At 31.7% G+C, this 25,727-nt stretch carries 26 protein-coding genes; 7 read left to right on the forward strand and 19 right to left on the reverse strand.

What is annotated here, in order from left to right; translation table 11 throughout:
- The first annotated feature begins 40 nt into the window (after positions 1–40).
- The gene (locus ACZYT4_RS02780; RefSeq protein ID WP_463782133.1) at positions 41–457 is read left to right on the forward strand and encodes a transposase; all 417 of its coding nucleotides are present in this window, start codon (positions 41–43) and stop codon (positions 455–457) included.
- 72 nt (positions 458–529) lie between these two features.
- Here the strand turns inward: ACZYT4_RS02780 and htpG are convergent, their stop codons facing one another.
- From htpG to ACZYT4_RS02825, 9 genes are all read right to left on the reverse strand, one after another.
- Entirely contained in the window at positions 530–2,425 is a 1,896-nt protein-coding gene (htpG, locus tag ACZYT4_RS02785) for a molecular chaperone HtpG (RefSeq protein WP_463782134.1), read from the reverse strand.
- A 205-nt stretch (positions 2,426–2,630) separates the two neighbouring features.
- Positions 2,631–4,043 carry a glycoside hydrolase family 1 protein gene (locus ACZYT4_RS02790; RefSeq protein ID WP_463782135.1) on the reverse strand — a complete coding sequence of 471 codons (1,413 nt, stop codon included), beginning with the start codon at positions 4,041–4,043 and terminating at the stop codon, positions 2,631–2,633.
- Between the two features lie 136 nt (positions 4,044–4,179).
- A complete protein-coding gene (gene vanT / locus ACZYT4_RS02795; protein ID WP_463782136.1) occupies positions 4,180–5,298 on the reverse strand; it encodes a serine racemase VanT catalytic subunit in 1,119 nt (372 codons plus the stop codon).
- Positions 5,298–6,290: an acyltransferase family protein gene (locus ACZYT4_RS02800; protein WP_463782137.1), complete on the reverse strand. Its 993-nt coding sequence runs from the start codon at positions 6,288–6,290 to the stop codon at positions 5,298–5,300. Before ACZYT4_RS02800 ends, vanT begins: the two co-directional genes overlap by 1 nt.
- Complete coding sequence (locus tag ACZYT4_RS02805; protein ID WP_463782138.1) at positions 6,287–7,033, reverse strand: D-alanyl-D-alanine carboxypeptidase family protein; 747 nt, start codon at positions 7,031–7,033, stop codon at positions 6,287–6,289. Before ACZYT4_RS02805 ends, ACZYT4_RS02800 begins: the two co-directional genes overlap by 4 nt.
- On the reverse strand, positions 7,011–8,069 hold the full coding sequence (vanG, locus tag ACZYT4_RS02810) for a D-alanine--D-serine ligase VanG (RefSeq protein WP_463782139.1): 1,059 nt from the start codon (positions 8,067–8,069) through the stop codon (positions 7,011–7,013). Before vanG ends, ACZYT4_RS02805 begins: the two co-directional genes overlap by 23 nt.
- Before the next feature lie 129 nt (positions 8,070–8,198).
- Positions 8,199–9,281, reverse strand: coding sequence for a sensor histidine kinase (locus ACZYT4_RS02815; protein WP_463782140.1), 1,083 nt, complete (start codon positions 9,279–9,281; stop codon positions 8,199–8,201).
- A complete protein-coding gene (gene vanR, locus ACZYT4_RS02820; RefSeq protein WP_463782141.1) occupies positions 9,271–9,966 on the reverse strand; it encodes a VanR-ABDEGLN family response regulator transcription factor in 696 nt (231 codons plus the stop codon). Before vanR ends, ACZYT4_RS02815 begins: the two co-directional genes overlap by 11 nt.
- The gene (locus tag ACZYT4_RS02825) at positions 9,959–10,663 is read right to left on the reverse strand and encodes a nitroreductase family protein (protein WP_463782142.1); all 705 of its coding nucleotides are present in this window, start codon (positions 10,661–10,663) and stop codon (positions 9,959–9,961) included. Before ACZYT4_RS02825 ends, vanR begins: the two co-directional genes overlap by 8 nt.
- 161 nt (positions 10,664–10,824) lie before the next feature.
- Here ACZYT4_RS02825 and ACZYT4_RS02830 point away from each other — a divergent pair, with 161 nt between their 5' ends.
- Positions 10,825–11,709, forward strand: a complete 885-nt coding sequence (locus ACZYT4_RS02830) for a MurR/RpiR family transcriptional regulator (protein ID WP_463782143.1) — start codon at positions 10,825–10,827, stop codon at positions 11,707–11,709.
- A gap of 79 nt (positions 11,710–11,788) precedes the next feature.
- Positions 11,789–12,991, forward strand: a complete 1,203-nt coding sequence (locus ACZYT4_RS02835; RefSeq protein WP_463782144.1) for an MFS transporter — start codon at positions 11,789–11,791, stop codon at positions 12,989–12,991.
- Positions 12,992–13,052: 61 nt separating this feature from the next.
- Here ACZYT4_RS02835 and rbr read toward each other — a convergent pair whose 3' ends face one another.
- The gene (gene rbr / locus ACZYT4_RS02840) at positions 13,053–13,706 is read right to left on the reverse strand and encodes a rubrerythrin (protein WP_463782145.1); all 654 of its coding nucleotides are present in this window, start codon (positions 13,704–13,706) and stop codon (positions 13,053–13,055) included.
- A 242-nt stretch (positions 13,707–13,948) separates the two neighbouring features.
- Between rbr and ACZYT4_RS02845 the strand changes: the two genes are divergently transcribed.
- From ACZYT4_RS02845 to ACZYT4_RS02855, 3 genes are read left to right on the forward strand one after another with little or no spacing between them, the layout of a single operon-like run.
- Positions 13,949–14,539 carry an ECF transporter S component gene (locus ACZYT4_RS02845; protein ID WP_463782146.1) on the forward strand — a complete coding sequence of 197 codons (591 nt, stop codon included), beginning with the start codon at positions 13,949–13,951 and terminating at the stop codon, positions 14,537–14,539.
- A 9-nt stretch (positions 14,540–14,548) separates the two neighbouring features.
- The gene (coaBC, locus tag ACZYT4_RS02850; protein ID WP_463782147.1) at positions 14,549–15,742 is read left to right on the forward strand and encodes a bifunctional phosphopantothenoylcysteine decarboxylase/phosphopantothenate--cysteine ligase CoaBC; all 1,194 of its coding nucleotides are present in this window, start codon (positions 14,549–14,551) and stop codon (positions 15,740–15,742) included.
- Positions 15,736–16,527 carry a type III pantothenate kinase gene (locus ACZYT4_RS02855; protein ID WP_463782148.1) on the forward strand — a complete coding sequence of 264 codons (792 nt, stop codon included), beginning with the start codon at positions 15,736–15,738 and terminating at the stop codon, positions 16,525–16,527. The genes coaBC and ACZYT4_RS02855 overlap by 7 nt, the downstream gene beginning before the upstream one ends.
- A 1-nt stretch (position 16,528) precedes the next feature.
- On the opposite strand, the gene ACZYT4_RS02860 is transcribed toward ACZYT4_RS02855, so the two are convergent.
- From ACZYT4_RS02860 to ACZYT4_RS02880, 5 genes are read right to left on the reverse strand one after another with little or no spacing between them, the layout of a single operon-like run.
- Positions 16,529–17,794, reverse strand: coding sequence for a patatin-like phospholipase family protein (locus ACZYT4_RS02860; RefSeq protein ID WP_463782149.1), 1,266 nt, complete (start codon positions 17,792–17,794; stop codon positions 16,529–16,531).
- Positions 17,795–19,237 (reverse strand): 4-alpha-glucanotransferase, encoded by a 1,443-nt coding sequence (gene malQ / locus ACZYT4_RS02865; protein WP_463782150.1) that lies wholly within the window; start codon positions 19,235–19,237, stop codon positions 17,795–17,797.
- 8 nt (positions 19,238–19,245) lie between these two features.
- Positions 19,246–19,887, reverse strand: a complete 642-nt coding sequence (locus tag ACZYT4_RS02870) for a lactate utilization protein (RefSeq protein WP_463782151.1) — start codon at positions 19,885–19,887, stop codon at positions 19,246–19,248.
- A gap of 13 nt (positions 19,888–19,900) precedes the next feature.
- Positions 19,901–21,910, reverse strand: a complete 2,010-nt coding sequence (gene feoB, locus ACZYT4_RS02875) for a ferrous iron transport protein B (protein ID WP_463782152.1) — start codon at positions 21,908–21,910, stop codon at positions 19,901–19,903.
- Positions 21,903–22,136 (reverse strand): FeoA family protein, encoded by a 234-nt coding sequence (locus tag ACZYT4_RS02880; protein WP_463782153.1) that lies wholly within the window; start codon positions 22,134–22,136, stop codon positions 21,903–21,905. Before ACZYT4_RS02880 ends, feoB begins: the two co-directional genes overlap by 8 nt.
- 115 nt (positions 22,137–22,251) lie before the next feature.
- Here ACZYT4_RS02880 and ACZYT4_RS02885 point away from each other — a divergent pair, with 115 nt between their 5' ends.
- Positions 22,252–22,773, forward strand: a complete 522-nt coding sequence (locus ACZYT4_RS02885; RefSeq protein ID WP_463782154.1) for a cysteine hydrolase family protein — start codon at positions 22,252–22,254, stop codon at positions 22,771–22,773.
- 44 nt (positions 22,774–22,817) lie between these two features.
- Here the strand turns inward: ACZYT4_RS02885 and ACZYT4_RS02890 are convergent, their stop codons facing one another.
- From ACZYT4_RS02890 to ACZYT4_RS02905, 4 genes are read right to left on the reverse strand one after another with little or no spacing between them, the layout of a single operon-like run.
- Positions 22,818–23,276 (reverse strand): gamma-glutamylcyclotransferase family protein, encoded by a 459-nt coding sequence (locus ACZYT4_RS02890; RefSeq protein ID WP_463782248.1) that lies wholly within the window; start codon positions 23,274–23,276, stop codon positions 22,818–22,820.
- Positions 23,276–23,917, reverse strand: a complete 642-nt coding sequence (gene pcp / locus ACZYT4_RS02895; protein ID WP_463782155.1) for a pyroglutamyl-peptidase I — start codon at positions 23,915–23,917, stop codon at positions 23,276–23,278. The genes ACZYT4_RS02890 and pcp overlap by 1 nt, the downstream gene beginning before the upstream one ends.
- A 13-nt stretch (positions 23,918–23,930) precedes the next feature.
- Positions 23,931–24,950: a DUF979 domain-containing protein gene (locus ACZYT4_RS02900; protein ID WP_463782156.1), complete on the reverse strand. Its 1,020-nt coding sequence runs from the start codon at positions 24,948–24,950 to the stop codon at positions 23,931–23,933.
- Positions 24,950–25,627 carry a DUF969 domain-containing protein gene (locus ACZYT4_RS02905; protein ID WP_463782157.1) on the reverse strand — a complete coding sequence of 226 codons (678 nt, stop codon included), beginning with the start codon at positions 25,625–25,627 and terminating at the stop codon, positions 24,950–24,952. The genes ACZYT4_RS02900 and ACZYT4_RS02905 overlap by 1 nt, the downstream gene beginning before the upstream one ends.
- Positions 25,628–25,727: the final 100 nt, after the last annotated feature.

The raw sequence follows: 25,727 nt of genomic DNA on the forward strand, positions 1-25,727 counted from the left end.
TGAAAAGAAAGCGTGGTATTATCCATACTTTAAAAAAAACATGACAAACAAACAGTTGGTTGAAGCAATTCTTGAACTTGAATCGTGTAAAGAGCTAAGAATCAGCTATGACATTTATCAGGACTTCCTGAAAATACTTAATGAGCCACACAATGATTATAAGAAAGCATTAAATGATTGGCTTGATCATATTTTCAAGACAGAAAATCAATATTATATGAGTACTGCTAAAAACTTCAGGAAAAACTGGTTCATGCCAATACTAAGATCATTGACATACACAACATACTACATGAGAAAAAACAAAAGAATAAAAACATGCTTCAATAACGGATTCATTGAAAGCATGAATAATAAGGTGAAACTAGTCAAACGTAATGCCTATGGCTATAGATATTTTCAAAACCTAAGGAAAAGAATACTTCTGCATCTTGGTTTCAAGTATGACATTATATAAGCAAAGGAAGTAACTTATTCAGTTACTTCCCCTCCACTCTTGACACAGAGCCAAAATCGTTTCCTCAATGACTTATTTATTTGCATCCACCATTAATTGACAAACTTTATTAGAAAATTCTACAGGATCATCAATGCTGAATCCTTCAATCAATAAAGCCTGATCATATAACAATGATGCATAATCATTAATTTTATCTTTATCTTTTTCAAATAAAGATTGTAAAGCAGTAAAGATAGCATGATTTGGATTAATTTCTAAAATTCTTCCAGCTTTAATATTTTGTCCATCAGGCATTTGATTTAAAACTTTTTCCATTTCAAAAGAGACACCTTCACTACTTACCAAACAAACAGGATGTGTTTTTAAACGTGATGATACTTTGACATCTTGAACTTTATCTTTTAATGCTTCTTTAAGAGTTGAAATCAAGTCTTTATTATCTTCATTGACTTTTTCTAACTCTTTCTTTTCTTCTTCACTATCAATATCTAAATCACCTTGATTAATATTTTTAAATGGTTTTTCTTTATAATCTCTTAGCATTTGAATACAGAATTCATCCACATTATCAATCATATAAAGAATATCAAATCCTTTATCTTTAACCATTTCTACTGTTGGTAACTGATCAATCTTTTCATAGCTTTCACCACTTGCAAAATAGATTTCTTTTTGATCTTCTTTCATATTTTCAACATATTCATTGAAAGTTATCATTTTCTTTTGATTTGCACTATAGTATAACAATAAATCTTGCAATTTATCTTTTAACATACCATAACTGTTATAAATACCGAATTTTAACTGCAATCCAAAATTCTTGAAGAATTCCTCATATTTTTCACGATCATTCTTTAACATCTTTTCAAGTTCACTTTGAATACGTTTTTCAATTTTGTCAGCAATAACTTTTAATTGACGATCATGTTGTAACATTTCACGAGAAATATTCAATGATAAATCTTGTGAATCTACTAAACCTTTCACAAATCTAAAATGTTCTGGAACAAGTTCGCTGGCTTTATCCATAATAAAGACACCACGAGAATAAAGTTGTAAACCTTTTTCATAATCTTGTGAATAATAGTTCATTGGTGGTTTAGAAGGAATAAATAACAATGAATCATAAGAAATTGTTCCTTCTACACTGTTATGCATAACACATAGCGGATCACTAAAATCATTAAATTTATCTTTATAGAATTCGTTATAATCTTCCTGTGTAATTTCTTTTTTAGGTCTCTTCCATAAAGGAACCATTGAATTTAATGTCTTATTTTCAATGACTTGTTCATATTCATCACTATCTTCTTTTTTCTTAGAAGTTGTCATATCCATCTTAATTGGATAATGCACATAATCAGAATATTTTTTTACTAATCTTTGAATTTCATATTCATCTAAATATTGATCATAGTTTTCATCATCAGTATTGTCTTTCAAATAAAGATTGATTCTTGTTCCATGATTTGGATAATCTGTTTCATTGATTGTATATCCATCACTTGTATCAGATTCCCAAATATAAGCCTGATCTTCTCCATATTTTTTAGAAATCACTTCTACCTTATGAGCAACCATAAATGCCGAATAGAAACCAACACCAAATTGTCCAATAATATCCACATCATCTTGTCCTTTTTCTAATGCCTGTTTAAATTCAAAAGAACCACTATTAGCAATCGTTCCTAAATGTTCTTCTAGTTCTTCTGCATTCATACCAATACCTTGATCGATAATAGATAACATACGATGATCCTTATCGATCACAATCTGTATAGATAAATCTTCTCTTGAAATACCATTTATATTTTCAGTCAATGCTTTATAATATAATTTATCTGAAGCATCACTGGCATTTGAAATCAATTCTCTTAAGAAGATTTCCTTATGTGTATAAATAGAATTAATCATTAAATCTAACAATCTTTGTGATTCAGCTTTAAATTGTTTTTTTTCTGCCATTTTTATCGTCTCCTTACATTAGCACTCCAAACACCTTTGTGCTAATAGTATCTTACACCGATCCTTTAGCACTGTCAACCCAGTTGTGCTAATTTTTCTTTTTTTATACTTTATTGAGATATGATGTTATGAGATATTCTTTTTGAAACACAATCGTTTCTAAAAAAAAGAATGGTCAAGTTTACTTGCCATTCTTTGCTTTTTATTAATCTAAATCTTCACCATTAGATTTAAAGACTTTAGAAACCCAATAGAATGATTTTTTAGGAATACGTTTTAAATCTCTGATATCTTTGTTCGTTCTGTTAACATAAACAAATCCATAACGTTTATCCATATTACACATACTTGCTAAAATATCAATTGGTCCCCAAGTAATATATCCTAAACAAGGAACACCATCTTCAAACATCGCATTTTCCATTTCTTTAATATGATCTCTATGATAATTGATACGATAATCATCTTCGATTGTTTTACCTGCTGCAAGCATTGCATCAACTTCTTCTTGAGTCATATCTTCACGCCATCCAATACCATTTTCAAGAACGAATACTGGTAAATCAGAACGTGTATGTAAATCATTTAATGTCCATCTAAATCCAATTGGGTCAATTTCCCATCCCCATTCATTCGCTTCACAATGAGGATTTTTAATGATATGTTCACCAACAACTTCATGATATGGTCTTTCTAAGTCAAATTTACCTTCAGTCACTGTATTAGAACGATAATAACTGAATGCAATATAATCAACAGTGTATTTTAATAATTCTTCATCACCTTCTTCAAAATGAGGCATCCATCCTCTATTTTCAAGATAAGCAACCATATAATCTGGATATTTTCCTTTTGCAAAAACATCAACATGGAAACCATTCATATATTGATAAGCTTGCCATGCAAATAAGTTATTTTGAGGTGTATTTGTATATGGATAAATATTTGTAACAGCAGCCATACCACAGAATTTAGCATCTGGTTGTAATTCTCTTAATGCTTTAACAGCTTTACAATGGGCAATAAAGACATTATGGTTGACTTGATATAAATGTTTAGGTTCACTGACACCTTCAGGAATTTCTTCAGCATTAGAAACTCTTAACATTTGACCATGTAAATTTTGTTCATTGAAACTCATCCAATGTTTCACACGATCTCCAAATCTTTCAATACATACTCTCGCATATCTTTCAAAGCAATCTACAACATAACGAGATGCAAAACCATTATAATTTTTTACAAGATGATAAGGCATATCAAAATGAACTAATGTAATCATTGGTTCAATACCTGCTGCCAATAATTTATCAATTAAATCACTATAGAACTTCACTCCTTCTTCATTAACAGGTTCATCTAAAGTTCCATTAGGAATAATTCTTGACCAGCAAATAGAAAAACGATAGAAATTAAATCCCATTTCTTTCATTAATGCAATATCTTCATCATAACGATGATATTCATCAATCGCAACATTCCAATCTGAAAATTCAGGATTCATTGGTCTAACATCATAAATACAAACACCTTTTCCTCCTTCATTTCTTGCTCCTTCAGTTTGGAATGATGATACAGAACCACCCCAATAAAAATCTTTTGGCATTTTCTTTTCCACTTATAAAGTCCTCCTTTTTCTCTTATAACTTCATTTTAAAAGATATTGACATACGAGTAAATATCTTTTCATGACTTTATAAAATAGTTTCATAATTATTACAAAAATACAATGTTCTATGAAACTTTGTTTCATATCATAAAACATATATCTTAGGCAAACGAGATCCTATACGACTTAAAATTTCATTTGAAATTGTATTTGTCTGCATCGCGATTGTTTCTACATTCTGACAAACTTGATCACGGCCAATAATAGTGACAACATCATCTTCTTGAACATCATAAACATCTGTTACATCAATCATCATCTGATCCATACAAATACGGCCAACGATAGCTACCAATTGTCCACGAACAATGACTTTTCCACGATTGGATAATGCTCTAGGTAAGCCATCAGCATAACCAATAGGAACAGTGGCAATTTTCATAGGCTTTGATGCTATAAATGTTCTTCCATAGCCAACAGAATCACCTGGTTGAATATCTCTAATCAATATAATTTTTGATTTTAATGATAAAACAGGTTTTAAAGTTAATTTATTTTGCTTTGGCAATGCAGAATCAACACCATACAACAAGATTCCCATACGAACATAATCAAAGGTATATTGTGGATAATTGATGAAACCATAACTGCTTAACAAATGAACTTTCCCTATTGAATAATGTTGTTTTTTCAGTTTTTGAATGAATGCCATCAATGTTTCAATTTGTTGATATGTATATTCTTGACTTTCCTTTGTCATTTCATCACAGACACAAAGATGTGAAAAAAGACCTGTCACGTGTAAATAATGAGATTGATAAATAGCTTCTACTTTTTTCAAATCACTTTCTCCTAGACGATGCATGCCTGTATCAATAGCAATATGAACTTTCACATTTCTTTTCTGCTTTTCTAGAAGCTTAGCATAATCACCATGAGTAACTGTCTGAGTCAGATCATAATCTTGTAATTCTTTGGCATGGCAAGGATCAGTATATCCTAAAATCAAGATATCTCCCTGAATATGATTGTCTCTTAATTCAATAGCTTCAGCTAAAGTTGCAACCGCAAAATAATGTATACCCATTTGATTAAGTTCGTGAGAAATACGAATGGCTCCATGGCCATAAGCATCTGCTTTGACAACAGCCATCAATTGTTCTCGACCAGAAAGCATCGTACATATTGCTTTCACATTATGTCTTAGAGCTGATAAATCTATTTCAATCCAGCTTCTTTGACAATCAAGCATGCTGTTTCTCATTAATATTCCCCCCTTCTTTTCATAAAAATATTCATGATAAATCCAAAGCAAAATGAAAACAAAACAACCACAAGAAATTGAATCACATTATTTTCAGCGAGAGCCATCTGTCTGCTCCATTTACCCATCACTCTGACAACAACAATCATCCATGGATGAATGATATAAACCCACAAAGATATATTTTTAAGACTGATATATCTATGCCCCTGATATGCAACTAAAAATGAAAATAATAAATAGGAAACAATTGGTAAACTAAAATACATGGCATCATGTCTTAATGTATAGGAAGTATGTAAAATCAAAGATTCTCCTATCATCACACATAAACTTAACAACAGTAAAATCATATGAATATGATACTTGAAATGATGCTTCTCTCTTGCTATCTGTATTCCTAACATAAGAAAGAGTGGCGCAAAGAAAATGCCATTGCGTGTATAATCCATATATTGAAACAGACAAGTATAAAAGCGATGAAAAATATCAATCTGACTGACCATACCAAAATAACTATCACCCAATAATCCTATCATATATAAACCAATGACTATCAGCCATGTATAACGATGACAATATCGAATTAAAAACAAAACGATCATCAATCCAATAATAGTCGCTGGAAAATACCATAAATGATAAAATGGTCCATCAATACATATATCTTTGATGATGGTAAATACAAGATGTTCCTGAGACAAATAATGATTATAAATCATTAATGGTATATAAATAACAATCGCAAGCACATACCATTTCAATAATGACAACAACGTCTTTTTGATATGTTCTCCTGTAGGATAGCCATTTTGAAAAAGAAAGAACGATGTCACCATAAAGAAAAATGGAACAGCTAATCTACCAATGGTACGTGTGACAATCAAATCCATAGTTGGATTGATTTGTATAAAAGGATAAATATGAATGGCTATCACAAAAACAGAGGCAATGATTCTCATGATATCAATATAAGGATAACCTTTTTTCATAAGCTTCTCCTCCATACTGTCACAATAAAACCATCCATGTTATTACCTGATATTTGATAAATATCATCATTTCGTAAAGCAATCGTTACCTGTTCTTTGATCATTGGGACATAAAAGATTTCAAAGACTCTTTGTCCGATAGCATAGACAAAAGGATGATAAAGTGAATAGCATTTCAAAAAGTCGTGATATTCTTCTAAACAGAAGTGATAATCGTTCATAATCAGAGAATGGGGAAATCCAACATAGCGAAAATGCCATGATTCACTACCAATTCCTGTGATTGTTTCTTTATCCTTTTTATATCTTTCAATAAAACCAAAGTCACCACAAAAATCACGAAACTTTTGACAAATACCAGTATTTGGAAAATTTGGACAAATCTCATCAATATCATCCTCATGAAGTGCCAAATCAATGGCTAAACCTGTTTCATGTTCACTATGATGAGCCTTCGCAACATATTTTTGTGTGTATGCTTGTCCATGATTTTTTAAAGATTTCTGGTAAAGTTGTTTTTGTTCTAAAGCAGAACGATAAGCACTACTCACAATGATTTCATCTTGAATTTGAAGATGTTGTAAACATTGTTTCAAAAGCCTAGAAGCATCTATCTGTATTTGATGAGTTGTTTCTTGAAAGAAACAAAGATTGGGATGAGAAAGACGAAATGGATAATGCTGATTGACAAGGATTAATGAACCCTGAATGATATCCTTTTTATAAAGTGTTTTGATTTGCATAATGAATCCCCATTTCAATCAATTGTGTAAGTAACTCCTGAAAAGATAAACCACTTTTTTCCATCATCATGGGATAACGACTATGAGCTGTAAATCCTGGTATGGTATTGACTTCATTAAAAACAATATGTTCATCTGGCGTTAAAAACATATCCACTCTTGCTAATATTTGACATCCTAAAATACGATAAATTTGTTTGGCCGTTTCCTGAATTTTTGATTCTAAAGCAGGTGAAATACGTGCCGGAACATAAATTTGTGATGTTTGAAGTGTATATTTTTCCTGAAAATCAAAGAATCCGGAAGACAGTTCAATTTCATCAACACGTCCCGTTTTTAAAACATCATTCCCCATAACGGCACATCCTACTTCAAATCCCTTCACTTCCTCCTCTATCAAAACACAATCATCATATTGAAACGCTTCAAATACTGCCTGATCAAGATGATCAAAACTTTCTAAACGACACATACCTAATGATGATCCAGATTTCACGGGTTTGATATAAACAGGTAATGATAACTTCATGATATCTGATTTCTTATTTTGATAATCCTGTTGATGCTGTAAATAAACACAGCTAGAAACTTCAATCCCATGCGCTTTCACCAATTCATGAGCACGATATTTATCCATACACAAAGCTGACGATAGAACATCGCATCCAATCAGCGAAATACCAGAAATTTGAATGAGTCCCTGTACACTTCCATCTTCCCCATTTTTACCATGTAAAATAGGAAAAATCGCATCAAGTTTCACTTCTTCAATCTTTTGGTTGTGCATTTCCAATAAACATTTTCGCTGAGGATCTAATGATATGGTGACAGGATTTAAATATTCTTGATCCCACTTATCATCTTTAATCAAAGAGATATCACCATCAAAATGTTTCCATTCTCCTCTTTGATTAATTCCAATCATATAAACTTCAAACTTATGATTATCAAGATGAGATAAAACAGAATAAGCAGACTCTAATGACACACTATATTCTGTAGATTTCCCACCAAAAAGAATTGCGACTTTCTTCATCTTATTTCCCTCCATTAAAAAAAAGCATTTCTATTTTGACAACTTCAGTTTATCAAAATAACAAATGCTCTTTTTTAATACTTCAATATAATCTTCTTATTATTTTATTAATAAATTCTTACGATTTTCTTACAATAAGGGAATCAAGACTTTAAAGATAATTTTTTCATCATAGCTTTCAACCTGAATTTGACCATGGTGCTGTTCAATAATTGCTTTAGAAATAGAAAGTCCTAGCCCTGCACCACCTGTGTTAGAAGCACGTGAACTATCCAATCGATAAAATTGTTCAAATATATGATCAAGCTTTGCTTGAGGTATTGTATTTCCCTGATTTTCAAAAATAAACACATAACCTTTTTCACTTTGTGAAAGATGAATATGAATGACAGTATTTTCAAAACTATAATTCACTGCATTTTTTAAAAGATTATCAAAGACTCTTAGCATTTTTTGAACATCACATTTCATTTCTAAATAACGAGGGGCATCCAGTTCACATTGTAAGTTTTTCTCCTTGAACATAGGTTTAAATTCATATATCAATTGTTCTAGTAATCTGACAATATCAATACGCGAAAGCTCTAAAGCCTGCTGTGTCAGATTAAAACGTGTGATTTCAAAAAATTCATTAATTAAATCTTCTAATCTTTCTGCCTTATTCAAAGCAATCTCAACATAATGATCATGTGATTGTTGAGGAATATCTTTTTCATCTTTTAAAATCGTTAAATAACCAATCATAGATGTTAAAGGTGTTTTTAAATCATGCGCTAAATAAACAATTAGATCGTTTTTCTTCTGTTCAGCCATTTTAGCAGCCTGTTCATTAAGTTCAATATCCGCCTTTGTCTGATTTAACAAATCATTCACATCTCTTAATTCATCATGCTCCAAATGGATCATATGTAATTGACGATTATTGATATCTCGAACTCCTTTAACCACATCTTCTAAATAAGCATAAGGTTTCCTTAATTCAAAAAAGACAATGACCAGATAACCAATGATTAATAAGATGGGTAAGATAACAACAAGTCCGTCCTGAATAAACAACAGAAAATGATACAAAGGATCCAATGCATACCATGTGATTTGTGAAGCGATATTCCATCCAATCAAAATAATCACAAACAAAACACATGTATAAATGAGGGCTAATCCAATTATTCGTACCATTGCTTTTTTTAATAATATGTTTTTACTTTTCAATTTGATACCCCACTCCCCAAACCGTTTTTATAAATTTTGGTTTTTTTGTTGGTTCCCTGAGTTTTTCTCTTAATCTGGCAATATGTGCCATGACTGTATTATTGTTATCAATATATTTTTCTTTCCAGACTGCTTCAAACAATTCTTCACTCGATACAACTTTTCCCTGCTTTGAACATAGATACCACAAAATATCAAATTCAATAGGCGTCAAATCCAATAATTCATTATATAGATAACATTTATGTGTTTCTTTATTAATCACCAGTCCTCTAATATCATATTCTAAAACATCCTGAGACTGCGTTGTTGCGTTATATCTTTTATAACGTCTCAATTGTGTTTTCACTCTCGCCACAACTTCTAAAGGATTAAAGGGTTTTGTGATATAATCATCTGCTCCTAATGTTAATCCCATAATTTTATCCATGTCTTCAACTTTAGCCGTTAACATAATAATTGGGAAAAAGTAATGTTCTCTAATTTTCTGACAGATTTGAAAGCCATCAATATCTGGTAACATAATATCCAAAACAGCAATATCAATATTTTCTTTTTCAATACATCTGATAGCATCATGTCCATTATAAAATTTATAAACTTCAAAGCCTTCATTACACAAATAGAACTCTAAAAGATCTGCAATTTCTTTTTCATCATCAACAACTAACACTTTATCACTCATTATCCATCACATATCTTTCATCTTCTTCACTGTCCCATTGAAAATGCTGCTTTCCAGCACCTATTTCAAAATGATATTTGACAATACCTATATCTATTTTTGTATAAAGACCCATTCCTCTCTTTATTTTGACTTTTCCTTGTTCAAAAATAAACTTAAATTTCTGTTGATTCATAGCTGTTGGTGCCAACAATGCAAAGCGAACACCTTCATCAAACCATTGAGGAACTGATCCTGTTGTTTCAATGACATCTTTCATATCTTTACTGCGTCTAGTCGCCCCTTGATTTTTACCATAGCCAATTGCAATCACAGCTACTATTTTCTCATCAGAATCAAGATGAAGCACTTCTGAAACTTTTTTATAAGTTAGAGCGACCCAACACGTATTTAAACCAAGCTGTTGTGCTAATAAAACAAGCTGTTCTCCATAATATCCGCATTTTTCCTGTAAATCAGGTATATTCTTTTTACCAATAAGAGCAATATAATTTTTTACACCTTGAAATTGACCATAATGAGCCAAACGACTTTGAAAAGCACGTGGTTCATTGACAATCGATTGTATATTGAGGTGGCTTTTCTGATTACATTTCTCAATTTGTTCTTCCAATACCTTTTTGATTTTATCATCTATAGGTCGATCTAAATATTGACGAACACTATGTCGTTTTTCTACTGCTTCTTTGATATCCATCATAACTCTCCTTTTTCCCATTCATAAATACTGACTCTATTCTAACACAAAGCCATATAAAATACTTCAAAAATATATCAAACATAATTTTTCATAATAAGAGAGAAAATCTTAACTTCTATGAAACAAAGTTTCATGGTATACTATGATTGGTGATAAAAATGAGTATAATGACACAATTAGAATTTGAACTGGAATTCTCTCAATCAGAAAAACAAATTGCAAAATACATTTTAAATCATGGAGAACAAGTCTTAGGCATGTCAGTCAAAGAACTAGCAAAAGAAACATATACTTCTCCTGCCACTATTGTCAGACTCTGTAAAAAAATAGGATTAGAAGGCTATAATGATTTTAAAATCAAATATTCTGCTGAACTGCAATATGATTTACATCATACTGATCGCATTGATGTCAATTTTCCATTTTCTAAAGATGACAGTTATCCTATGATTTGTCATAAGTTATCTTCTCTTTATCAGGAAGTCATTGCTGATACGATTAAATTGATTGATTTTACTGAATTAAATAAGATTGTTGATTTATTATATCCCCATCAGCATATTGATATATATGGATCAGGTAACTCATTATTAGCAGCGATGAGCTTTCAACATAAGATGATGCGTATTTCTAGAGATGTCAATTTAAGAATTTTACATGGTGAACAGGTCTTTATGTCATATAATTCGGATGCTTCACGTATTGCAATCATTATTTCTTATTCAGGTGAAACCAATGAAAATATCCAAATTGCCCAAACTTTAAAAGAAAATAATACACCCATCATTGTTTTAACATCAGTTGGTGATAATCGTTTATCTCATTATGCTGACTATATATTAAATATTGGTTCTAGGGAGAAGATTTTTACAAAAATAGCTCCTTTTGCTTCTCAAATTTCTATTGAATATCTACTTAATGTCATTTTCTCTTGTATTTTTCAAAAGGATTATGAGCAAAACATTCAAAATAAAATTAGTTATGATAAAAAGAATGATTTTCGTCATCCATTATCCAGTCCCGTCAGTGATGAAATAAAGTAATTTCATAATATGAAAAAAAGCATGTTTCAATGCTTTTTTTGTTATGATTGAGAAGACAAAAATTTTGGAGGGCGCATCAATGAAATCATTACAAATGAAATACAATGGGTTACAAATTCTTTTCTGGCTATCATATCTGGCTATTTATGGATATGTAGCAATATTTTTACAATATCGTGGTTTATCTAATACAGATATTGGGATTGTGACTGGAGGTGGAGCCATTTTATCTATCTTTTTATCTCCATTTATCTCATCACTTTTATCACGCATTAAAGGTTTATCTATCAGTAGACTTATTTTCACCCTATACCTTGTGATGATTCTCATTTTCACTGTCTTAACAATCATCACCTCTCCCATTTTTCTGATTATGATTTTATACGTTTTCCTATTAAGTCTGATTGCTGCTATGGTTCCTCTATTTTCTACAATATGTATGAACTACTTAAAAGATGGACAATATATCAATTTTGGCTTAGCTAGAGGACTTGGTTCAATTTCATATGCGACAGGAGCTATCATTGTTGGTCAGCTAATTGAGTTTTTTAATCCAACAGTCATTGCTTTTGTTTATGCATTTGCTAGTATCATTTTGTTGATTCTTCTTTATACAATGCCACCCTACCATATTCAAGAAGAAACAGCCACTAAAGAACAAAATAATATTTTTTCTGTCATTAAAAAATACCGTATTTATTTTCTTATTCTTGTAGCCTTTACTTTTATGTATGCTGCTTCAACATCCTTATCAACTTATTTAATTAATATTGTGAAAAATCTTGGTGGAAACACTTCATTATATGGAATTGCCGTCTTCTGTATGGCAGCTAGTGAAATGCCTATTATGTCCATTACATATCGCTTATTAAAAAAGTATCGTTCTGAAACACTCCTTTTGGCCAGCGCATTCTTTTATGTCTTACGTAATCTGACAATCTGTTTAGCTCCTCATTTAATAATTTTATTAATTGGCATGATGTTTCAGGGATTATCGTTTGGACTCTTTACAGCAACGATTACTTATTATGTTAACGATCATCTTGATGAAAGTGATCAAATGATGGGACAGACAATGATTGCGATGATGTCAACAGGATTAGGATCATCAATAGGAAATATTTTTGGTGGGATATTACAAGATAGTTTAGGTTTAAATAGTATGCTCATCTTTGTATGTGGACTGACTCTTATTGGATGTTTCATTATGTTCATCACATTAAAAAACAAAGTTGGTTTAGGTCAACGTCCTTTGATAAAATCTACAAAAAGCAACTCATGATGAGTTGTTTTTTCATTTCATAAAAAAGTGATGGGAAGTTCCCATCACTGACCAGATTAGATTAATAATTTTCAGTCATTCTTTCGAAATATGCTTTTGGATAACCACATGTTGGACATCTTTCAGGAGCTTCTTCACCTTCATAGATGAAACCACATTGTCTACATTTCCATCCTTTTGGAGCATCTCCCTTGAAAGTTTTTCCTTCTTTATAATTTTTTAATAATCTTAAATAGCGTGCTTCATGTGATCTTTCAACTTTTCCAACATTTTCAAATTTAATAGCCAATTCTTCGAATCCTTCTTCTCTTGCTTCTTTGGCCATACGTTTGTACATATCAGTCCATTCTTCATTTTCTCCAGCAGCAGCATCTTCTAAATTTTGATCTGTTGAACCAATACCATGGAATTCAGCAAACCACATTTTAGCATGTTGTTTTTCTTGATTTGCAGTTTCTTCAAAAATAGCAGCAATTTGTTCTAAGCCTTCTTTTCTAGCCATTTCAGCAAAATAAGTATATTTATTTCTTGCTTGAGACTCACCTGCAAAAGCTTCCATTAAATTCTTTTCAGTTTTTGTTCCAGCATATTTAGATTTCTTTTCTTCTTCAACTTTTTCAAATTGACTTGCTGGAGCTTTACATATTGGACATTGTTCAGGAGCTGTATCTCCTTCATAGACATATCCACAAATTCTACAAACCCATTTTGTCATCTTCTTTTTCCTCCTTATTCATCTACTATCATTATACACTGAAAAAATAAGAAAGCAAGAACTTTTTAATAATAGTAATCATTATCATTAATTTTATACATTGCTTTTCAAAAGATAAGCATGTATAATGTGAGATGGAAAAAGAATATTGTAAGTAGTGACTCTATGAAGCACTAACTTTTCTTTTTTAATCAGATAAAAAAACGTCGTATTCTATATAAGAAATGACAGTGGAGGTACAAATGAATAAACAAAAAACAAAGAATCTTGCATTCATGTCGCTTTTTATTGCCATTGAAATTTTAATGGTTATGGTTCCCTTTTTAGGGTTTATCCCTATCGGTCCATTACGTGCTACAACCTTGCATATTCCTGTGATCATTGCAGGAATTGTATTAGGAAAAAATAAGGGTGCTCAAGTTGGTCTCGTTTTTGGCTTATCAAGCCTCATTATCAATACAATCCAACCAACGATCACATCGTTTGTTTTCTCACCATTTATAAGTGGTTCTTTATGGAGTTTAGTGATTGCTATCATTCCTAGAGTTTGTATTGGATATGTTGCTGGAATGATTTATGAAAAATGGAAAAAACATCCTATATTAGCAATGAGTCTAGGTTCTTTTTTAGGTGCAATGACAAATACAATTCTTGTCTTGGGTGGTATTTATCTTTTTTTTGGAAATCAATATGCTTCAGCTTTAGGCATGACTTTTTCAAAATTAATGCCCTATCTTCTCACAATCATTGCAACAACTGGTTTGTTAGAAGCTATCGTTGGAACAATCATTTCTGTTATTGTTTCACGCATTTTAATTCAAATAAAGAAATAAGGTGAAAATATGTCAAAAAAAATAATTATTGGTATTACAGGAAGTATTGCAGCTTTTAAAAGTATACAGCTCATTAGTGATTTAGTGAAACAGGGATATCAGATAGAAGTGATGATGAGTGAAAGTGCAACACGCTTTGTCACTCCTGTTTGTATCCAGTCACTAATAAAACGTAAAGTCTATGTGGATACATTTGATGATGAAAATCCAGCTATTATTACTCATGTAGACATTGTCAAAGATGCTGACTTATTTATGGTTGTTCCAGCCAGTGCTCATACGATTGCAAAACTGGCATATGGTATGGCTGATAACATGTTAACAAGTGCTTTTTTAGCCGCTACATGTCCAAAACTCATTGCACCTGCTATGAATGTACATATGTATGAAAATCCAATCACACAAAAAAATATCCAAACATTAAAAGAAACAGGTGTTGTTTTTGTTGAACCTATTTCAGGATTATTAGCTTGTGGTGATACTGGAAACGGAAAACTGGCAGACGAAGAAACTCTTTTAGAAATGATTGATTATATGTTAGCTCCTAAAACATTAATAGGCAAAAAAATTCTCATTAGTGCCGGTCCAACACAGGAAAGTATTGATCCCGTACGATATATCACCAATCATTCAAGTGGAAAAATGGGTTATGCACTGGCGAAAGCCGCTTTCCAATCTGGAGCTCAAGTCACGTTAGTCAGTGGCCCTACGCACCTTAAAAAACCACATGGAGTTAATATTATTGATGTCATCAATGCCAATGATATGTATCATCAAATCATTCAACGTGTTCATGATTACGATTATATTATTATGTCTGCCGCCGTTGGAGACTATGCTGTACAAAATATTGCTGAAGAAAAAATCAAGAAAAAAGAAGACACATTATTATTAGAATTTCATAAAAACAAAGATATATTATTAGAAATCGGAAAAAGACGTTCTTCTGCTCAAGTCATTTGTGGTTTTGCAATGGAAACAAGTAACCTGATTGAAAATGCTCAAACAAAACTGAAAAAGAAAAATTGTGATATGATTGTTGCAAATCATTTAAAAGTTGAAGGTGCTGGTTTTCAAGGAGATACAAATGTAGTTAGTATTCTCACTACCGATGCTGTTCAAAATTATGATATCATGTCTAAACAAGATTTAGCCCATGTAATTTTAAATCAAATGAAAGAGTTGGAGGAAAGAAAATGTTAGCCGTTATTGATATTGGAAATACAAATATTACTATTGGTATCTATCATCATAATAATTTAATTGGAACCTACCGTTTAACAACCAAATTTCAAAGGACTTCTGATGAATATGGATTTATGTTATTATCTTTCTTAAACGCGTCATCTATATCTACTGATGATATTGAAGATATTATCATCAGTAGTGTTGTTCCAAAGATTAATTATTCTTTTACTAATAGTATAAAAAAATTCTTACATAAAAATCCTATTTTTATTGGCCCAGGTGTTAAAACAGGCATTGATATTCGTATTGACAACCCTTCAACATTAGGCGCTGATCGTTTAGTAGATGCAGCAGGTGCTTACTATACATATGGTGGTCCTTGTCTTGTTATTGATTTTGGAACTGCTACTACTTATGATGTTGTCAGTCATAAAGGAGAATTTTTAGGTGGTGCAACTGCTCCAGGTATTGGTATTTGTGCTACAGCCTTATCTTCTCAAGCGGCTAAACTTCCCGAAATTGAAATTCAAAAGCCAGAACGTGTCATTGCTAAAAATACAATTAAAAGTATGCAGGCTGGTGTCTTTTTTGGATATATTGGGCAAACTGAATATTTAATTAAACAAATCAAAAAAGAATATCAGCATGATATGAAAGTCATTTCAACTGGTGGTTTAGGACGAATGATTGCTCAAGAAACTGATCTGATTGATATTTATGATGCTGATTTAACATTTAAAGGTCTTAAAATCATTTATGATAAAACAAAAAAGAATTTATACGAAAAACAAGGTTCATAGTTTATAACGAACCTTGTTTTTCTATATATAAACATTTAACGAATTGTGCCATAACATATTGTTTATCAAATAATGTCATGAGTTTTTCTATTCCTATCTGATCATGTTCAGGATAAATCAAAAAGTGTAAAATCACTCCAACAATTCCTTTATTATTCATATGTTCAAGAATCTGTAAATTTCCTTGCAACTGAATCGAAAAATCTTTTCGTAGATATTTATCAAAATCCTGTAAAATATCATCAACAAGAATATCAAATTGATACACATAACTTTCATCACGTTCTAAAAGATGGCAGATCCAATCAAGTACAATATACAAGTAATCTTCTTTTTGCAAAGTTTCCTGAAAATGATCTTCAAAAAATTGCTGATAAAGATGATCATGACTACTTCTTTTTAAATATTGGCGAATATATCTTTCTGTAAATAAAACATCTTGATATATTTTATCAAATAATGGGGTTTGAAAGGGTAAAAAAGTATATCTATTCCCTACGTATTTGTTCATAGTTTTTTGTCCTTGCTGATATCCGATACGTAATAAGCGTTGTATAGAATCTTTTGAGAAATCCATAAATCCACTGAGTTCAACAGTTGGATAAGTATAACAAATATCTGGGCGATGAAGATAATAAGGATGCTTTACAGGATAATTCATATCTATAACAAGAATTTCCTGAGCGCCCATTGCCAAAGCTAAATCAATCGGAACATTATCATAATAGCCACCATCAATATAAGAATAACCTCCAAAATGATGAACTGGAAACAAAGGAAAACAAGAAGCACTAGCTAATAAATAGTCATAGATAAATTCACGTGGCATTTCTTTTTTCGTTATATACAATGGTTTCAATGAGGGATATTCAACTGTACACAATCCCAAATCTATTGATGATTGAAGTAATTTTTCTTCATCTAATAATTGGCGAATCAAATGCTTTAATGGTGTAATATCAGCACCTTTTTCTTTGATATATTTTTTAAAAAAAGAGATAGCCAAATGAGATTGATCAAGCATATGATCAAAATCGAAACTCAAATCAGGTAATCCTCCTGCAAAAACATCTTTTTCTTCAATATTCTCCCATAAACGCAAAAGAACATCTATATCCTTTTGCGCCAATAAACAGGCATTAAGCGCTCCTATAGATGTTCCTGTGACAATTTGATAATCCCATTGATTTTCATGAATAGCTTTTAAAAATCCTGCTTCATACGCACCTTTTGCTCCACCACCTGCAAGAACGATTGCTTTTTTCATCTAAACATCTCCTCTTTGACTTTCTATTATCATATGTGAAAAGCGTTCTAAATAGACGTCAAATTCTTGAAAATCCATTAAATGATATTCCCAATTTGGAGATCCAATCTGACCAGGAACATTAAAACGACAATGTGTATCTTTTCCCATCATATCCCAAAAAGGAATAATGACTTCTTCAGCTTTTAAATTTAAACAATAATGTAATATTTTTTGATCAAGGTCTTGTTCAGAATATTCTTCCAACATTTTTTCTAATTTCTCAAGCTCCTCACTATCCAAACTTTCTAACCACCCTTTTAAAGTATCATTATCATGTGTTCCACTATAAACAACAACCTTAGAAAAATCAAAATCATATGCATAATGAAATTGAAAAACATACATTCCTTTAAGATGATAATAATCTCTTAACTGATAAACTTCATCACGTAAATCTCCCAAATCTTCAGCCAAAATAGATAAATGATCAATACGCGAATACAAAGTGTCAAATAAATCGTAGGCAGGTCCTTCAACCCATTCACCTATCACCGCTGTTGGTTCACTGGCAGGAATTTTCCAATAAGTGTCAAAAGCTCTAAAATGATCAATCCTTACACAATCATACATCTGTTGAGTTGCTTTCATTCGATCTATCCAAAAATCATAATCATGTTTTTTTAAATATTCCCAATCATATAATGGGTTCCCCCATCTTTGTCCGTACTTACTAAAATAATCTGGTGGAACTCCTGCTACAAATGAAGGTGTTCCATCTTCTTCCAGTAAGAAGCTTTCTTGATTTTGCCATACATCTGCTGAATCCAGTCCGACATATATAGGCATATCTCCAATAATTTCAATATGTCTTTGATGAGCATAATCTCTTAATTGTTGCCATTGCAAGAAAAAGAAATACTGCAAAAACAGATGATAATCAATATCTTTTGTAAAAGGTAACAATGAAAAATGATGTTCTTGTTGATAATTTTTATATTCTTCTTCCCATTCTATCCAGGAACGTTCATGATGATGACTCTTAAACACTCTAAAAATAGCATATGGATACAGCCATGGATTATTGTCAATAAAACGATGATAATCCTCATCCCCCACAAAACGCGAAAAAGCTAATCGATAATATTTTTCTTTTTGTTTTCTAACTCGATTATAATCCACATATTGATTTTGTTGTGATGTGATTTCGAGTTCATCTTCCTTAAGTAAACCAGCTTGCAAAAAAGCGTCAATATCTAAATAAAGTTCATCTCCTGCATGACTTGATAAAGGTTGATAAGGTGAATTTCCATATCCCAAAGGATTCAATGGTAAAATCTGCCAAATAGTCAGATGGGCCTGAGCAATCTTATCAATAAACTTATATGCGTTCTTTCCAAAATCCCCTACTCCGTATTGACTCGGTAGTGCAGAAATTGGAAACAAAATTCCTGTTTTTTTCATATTCTCACCTAATATCCAATATTTTTTTCAATAATTAACACTTTGATACGATACATTTGACTTTGATAACCTAGTTTGACATAACTGCTGCAAATGCGATCTGGACTCAAACAATTTTGACATTGTCCAGATTGGGCACAAGGTGTTTTTTTATGCAAACGCAAAGCATTGGCTGGAGCACTATATTGGCGTATGTGTTCAATAGCTTCAGCTTCATTATTACAAATCTTATTTAAACCAGCAATAACAATCACTTCACGTGGCCCAAAAATCATCGCAGCAACTCTATTCCCTGTTCCATCAATATTATAGAGGCAACCATCCATTGATATCGCATTGGTACTTGTAATAAAGATATCTGATAACAAACCTTCTCTTAAACGCTCTATCATTTGCTCACGGGTAAGTCCTTCTTCATATCGATCGATAAAATCAACGTCACTCTCTCTAATCAGATCAATGACTCCAAGTTCTGATAAAGTCACACTTCCACCTACTGCCACTTTCTTTTGATGAACCAAAATAGACTTCAAATAATTTTTGAGCTCTTTTTCATCCTTGACAATCATGCATGATATATTATTTTTTTCAAAGGCCTTTATTAACTTTTCTTCTTTTATTTTTAATAATTGTTGATAATGATCATCCATATTTTCACCTTCTTTATAAGAATAATTGTCCTAACTGATATATGACAAATGCAACAATATAAGCCATACCTGTTTGAAATAATACTGTTAAAATAGCCTGTATCCAAGAGCGAAGTTCACGTCTTGTTGCAGCAAATGCAGCAACACAAGGCATATATAAAACTGTAAAGACAAGAAAAGAAAAGGCGCTTAAAGGAGTAAAGATTCCAATTAAAGCTTGATTTAAAGCTGCTGTTGTAGATGATTGTGTCAGCACTGTCAAAGTTGAAACAACTGACTCTTTAGCAGTAATTCCTGTCATCAAAGCAGTAGATGCACGCCAATCATTAAAACCTAAAGGCGCAAAGATTGGTGAAACAAAGGAACCAATAGATGCTAAAATACTTTGTGAGCTATCAGATACAAAATCAAATGTATAATTGAAACTCTGTAAAAACCAAATGACAATTGAAGCCATAAAAATAATTGTAAAAGCTTTATGAATAAAATCTTTAGCTTTGTCTAAAACATTTAAGAAAACATTTTTTAAAGTTGGTATACGATAGGCTGGTAACTCTAAAACAAAAGGAACAGGTTCGCCAATAAAAATTGTATTTTTTAAGATCAATGCAGAAATAATAGCAACGAAAATGCCAATACAATAAATGCTAATCATAACCAGAGCAGCTTTTGTTGGAAAAAATGCAGCAATAATCATACCATAAATAGGTAATTTTGCACTACATGACATGAATGGCGTTAAAATAATCGTCATTTTTCTATCTCTGTCACTTGATAATGTACGTGTTGACATAATCGCAGGAACACTGCATCCAAACCCTATTAACATCGGCACAAAAGAGCGGCCAGATAATCCTATTTTTCTTAAAGCCTTATCCATCACGAAAGCCACTCTTGCCATATATCCACTATCTTCCAACATGGATAAGAAGAAAAATAATATCACAATGACAGGCAAGAAAGAAAGGACACTTCCAACTCCTGCTAAAATACCATCACCAATTAAAGAACGTACCCAGAATGAAACATCATGATTCTCCAAGAAACGAATAATCATATCTGAAATAATTCCTATACCACTATCCATTAAATCCTGAAGAGGTGCTCCAATCAATGAAAATGTTAAATAAAAAATCAATAACATAATCAAAATAAAGATTGGAATTCCCAAATATTTATGTGTTAAAAGTCTATCTATTTTTTCAGAACGAATTTGTTCTTTTGTTTCACTTTCAATGAAAACAGTCTGATGACAGACATCTTCAATAAACGAATAACGCATATCTACAAGAGCCGCTTCTCTATCCGTTCCCGCTTCTTCTTCCATCTTTTCTAGAATATGTTCGATAATATGGCGATCCCCTTCGTCAATTTTCAACTGATTAAATATATCTTCATCACTTTCAATAATCTTCGTCACACAATAACGTAGTGGTAGTCCTAAAGATTGAGCACTCTGTTCAACAATATGTGAGATAGAATGAATAGCCTTATGCACAACACCATGACAAATATCAATATGTTGTGATGGTTTGTCTAGATTATTTTCAATAGCTATAATCACATCTTCAATACCTTCATTTTTACTTGCAGAAATAGGAATTACATCCATATGAAGATGTTTTTTTAACCCATCAATATCTATGCTATTTCCACTTGTAATCACTTCATCCATCATATTCAAAACAAGCATCATTGGAATATTTAATTCCAGCAACTGTGTCGTCAAATAAAGATTTCTCTCCATATTTGTGGCATCAACAATATTAATAATTAAAGATGGTTTTTCCTCTAACAAATAACGTATAGAGACAATTTCTTCTGATGTATATGGTGATAAAGAATAAATACCAGGTAAATCTATCAATTCTAATTCATCTTTATGTTTTTTAATATATCCTGTTTTTTGTTCAACAGTAACACCAGGAAAATTACCAACATGCTGTGAAGAACCCGTCAAAGCATTAAATAAAGTTGTTTTTCCACAATTTTGATTTCCAATTAAAGCAATTTTTTTACTCATCTGATACAACCTCCACTTCAATCAAAGAAGCATCCTCTTTTCTTAAAGTTAAAACATAACTTCTTAAATAGACTTCAATTGGATCCCCCATAGGTGCTACTTTTCTAATTTTTACTAATGTATGGGGTGTTAATCCCATTTCTAATAAACGTCTTCTCAAAAGTCCTTTGCCATTGACCGCAACAATACGAACTAATGTCTGTGGACTCATTTGATCTAATGTCATACCCTCACCTCATGCTTCATATTATATCGCATTTTTATTGAAAACAGTGAAAATAATCTTACTTTCATTCATTGACAGAAAAAAACATGAGGTAAAATAATATTGAGGTGATCATATGAAAAAATTATTAATCGTTGTTGATTATCAGAATGATTTTGTATCTGGAAGTCTTGGCTTTCCAAAAGCAAGAGCACTAGAAGAGCACATTGTTGATCTAATCAAAGAATTTCAACAGAATCATGATGATATTATTTATACAATGGATACACATCAAGATAATTATCTTCAAACTTATGAAGGAAAACATTTATCCATTGAACATTGCATTGAAAATACGGATGGATGGCAATTATATGGTCAAGTCCGTCAACTTTTAGAACCTTATCCATGTTATAAAAAAGAAACATTTCCATCTTTAGATTTGGCCAATGATCTTAAAAACAAATCATATGAAAGTGTCACTTTAGTAGGTGTTGTCTCTCATATTTGTGTCCTGTCCAATGCCATCATGGTTAAATCCGCACTACCACAAACACCTATACGCATTGATCTAAAAGGGTGTGGTAGCAGTGATGAAGACACTCACGCCAAAAGCATTGATGTGATGAAATCTTTACAAATTGAAGTTATTGAATAAAAAAAACTTTTTAATGACTTTTTCATCATTAAAAAGTTTTTTCTTTAAAACACCATCAAATCATCATCAAAAAGACTTTGATCATTCAGTTTCTGTTTTTGAATATATTGAACATAATCATGTTCTAGAATATCTTCACCTAAGGCATCAACATTTTCAGGTTTATCCATATTAAATTCATAAACATAAGCCTGATCTATTTTTTGACCATTCACATCATACACATCAAGAAATATCTGATTGTATTCATTTTCAACATGATTTTGACCATAATAGCTTTCTAGTTCATTAATATTATGTAATGTTTCACCATCAACATCATAGATTTCTCCAAAAATCAGATTCTGACCAGCATTAAGAAATGCTGGATATTTTTTCCCAGTTATCGTAAAAAGACTTCCACGAATATAACCATCACCACAATAAACACCATGATCTCTTAAATAAATATCATGATTATAAATACCTTTTCTCAAGGTACCATATACAAATATTCTTGTCATCAATGTGTTGCTCCACCTGTAACTTTTAAGTCTTCTTGAGTATCAACAATAGCTTCAATAGCTGCACATAAAGCTTCAACAATTGTTGATAAACTCATGCTTGCTGTATCAGCACGTTCAATGACTTGTTGTGGCAAGAATGGAATATGAATAAATCCACTTCTTTTTCCAGGATATTTTGTTTCAATCAAATGTCTTACACCATACAAAACATGATTACATACAAATGTTCCAGCTGTATTAGATACAGAAGCAGGAATATTTTTTTCACGAATTCTCGCAACCATAGCTTTAATTGGTAAATTAGAAAAATAAGCAGCTGGCCCATCTTTAAAAACTGGTTCATCAATGATTTGTTGTCCTGCATTATCAGGAATACGACAATCATCAATATTAATACCGATTCTTTCTACAGTAATTCCTGTACGTCCACCTGCTTGTCCAATAGACAATACAACATCTGGATCATACTTTGCGATAGCTTCATCAATAACTTTTAAAGATTGATGACAAACTGTTGGAATCTCTAATTTAATAATCTCTGCTCCAGCAATTTCATCCGGTAATAATTTAACAGATTCAATAGCTGGATTAATTTTATCTCCACCAAACGGATCAAAACCTGTAACTAAGATTTTCATTTTTTATAACCTCCTAAAATGCTAAAACAAGCATTAAAACAATGTGGATGACAATCATAATCAAAGCAACTGGTACTTGTGATTTGATAACTGCCCATTTTTGATCCTTTGTTTCTAATACAGCACAAGGAACAATATTGAAATTAGCAGCCATTGGTGTCATTAATGTTCCACAATAACCTGCTGTCATACCTAATGCTGCAACAATAGAAGGATCTCCACCTTGATTAATAACAAAAGGAATACCTATACCAATTGTAATAACTGTAAATGCAGCAAATGCATTTCCCATAATCATTGTGAAAATAACCATACCTAAAACGTAAACAACAACACCAATCACAACATTTCCAGATGGAACGATACTTGAAATAATGCTTGAGATGACATCTCCAACTCCTGCAGCATTGAAAACACTTCCCAATGCACCTAATAACTGTGGTAACAAGCAAGATGCTCCTACTTGCATCAAAAGTCTAGATGTATCACTACGTGTTTCAGATAATTTAGGTTTGCAAATCACAATTGCTAGAACTAAAGCAACAAGACAAGCTACCCCTGTCATGACTGCACCATCTAAAGCAGTTGGATCCCCTGAACTGCTTCCAAATGAAAATAACTGTAAAGTAAAGAAACTACTTAATTTCAAGAAAAATGTTTGAGCTGAATCAGCATTATATTGAATTAAGGATAAAATCAATGCCATGACACCGATAGAAACAGCAGGAATAAAGATTTTATTACCTAACTTCTCACTTGATTGTTGACGGAATTCGGCAGTTGATTCTTTAAAAGAACCCATTTTCACCTGATTTGTTGCTGTTAAGCATCCCATCACAACTAACATTGCACCAATAAATACATTTGGAAGTAATCTTCCTAACATAAAGATAACACCAAGTAAAGCCCAGAATAATGTCGTTCCGACTTTTGACTCTTCATTCTTTGTTGCACGATATGCTGTATCAAAGCTAACTAAAGCACATAAAACATAGAAAAATTCAGGAAAATAGATTGTTAAAAAGTCTAACATTATTTATTTCCTCCCTTCTTAATCTTTCTATCATATAAAAAGACTTGAATAAAAGATAAAACAACTGAAATAAAAGCTATGTAGATAGAAGCAGCTGCAAGTGTTCCAATTGTCACTTCTGTAAATCCGGCTTCAGCCATTGTTCCATACATTAAAACAACACCACTTGCTGCTGGGAAACAGTTTTGTGCAAAGAAGTTTCCATAGTTTTCAACAGCTGATGATAAACCTTTAAGAGATTCTTCTTCTTTCTCATCAAGTTTTTCACCTTTAATATTTTCTCCGGCAGCCTGTGCCATTGGTAAAATTAAAGGTCTTACAAATTGTACAACACCACCAATTCTAATATTTAAAGCTGAGGCAATTGTACGTACAACTGAATAAATAGCAAGAACCTTTCCTGCAGAAGCATTCTTGATTTTTCCAATCAAATATGCTGCTCTTTCCTTTAAACCATATCTTTCAATAATGGCAATCACAGGGAAAATAATTAAGAAAATAGACATCAAACGATTAGAGACAAAAGAACTTCCTAAGATTTCTAAAATTTCAACTAAATTCATCCCAGAAACTAGCCCTGTCACAATTCCTGAGATAATAACAGTCGCTAATACGTCGAATTTCAAAGCAAAACCAACGACAATAATAACGATTCCTATAAGTGTTATATATTCCACAAACACTCTCCCCTTTCATATAACAGATGAAAGTATTATATATGATTTTCTTTCATCTTGCAACCAAACAACAGAAATCAACAAAAAAATCAGTTATTAT

The organism is Massilimicrobiota sp. mt181, assembly GCF_055420065.1.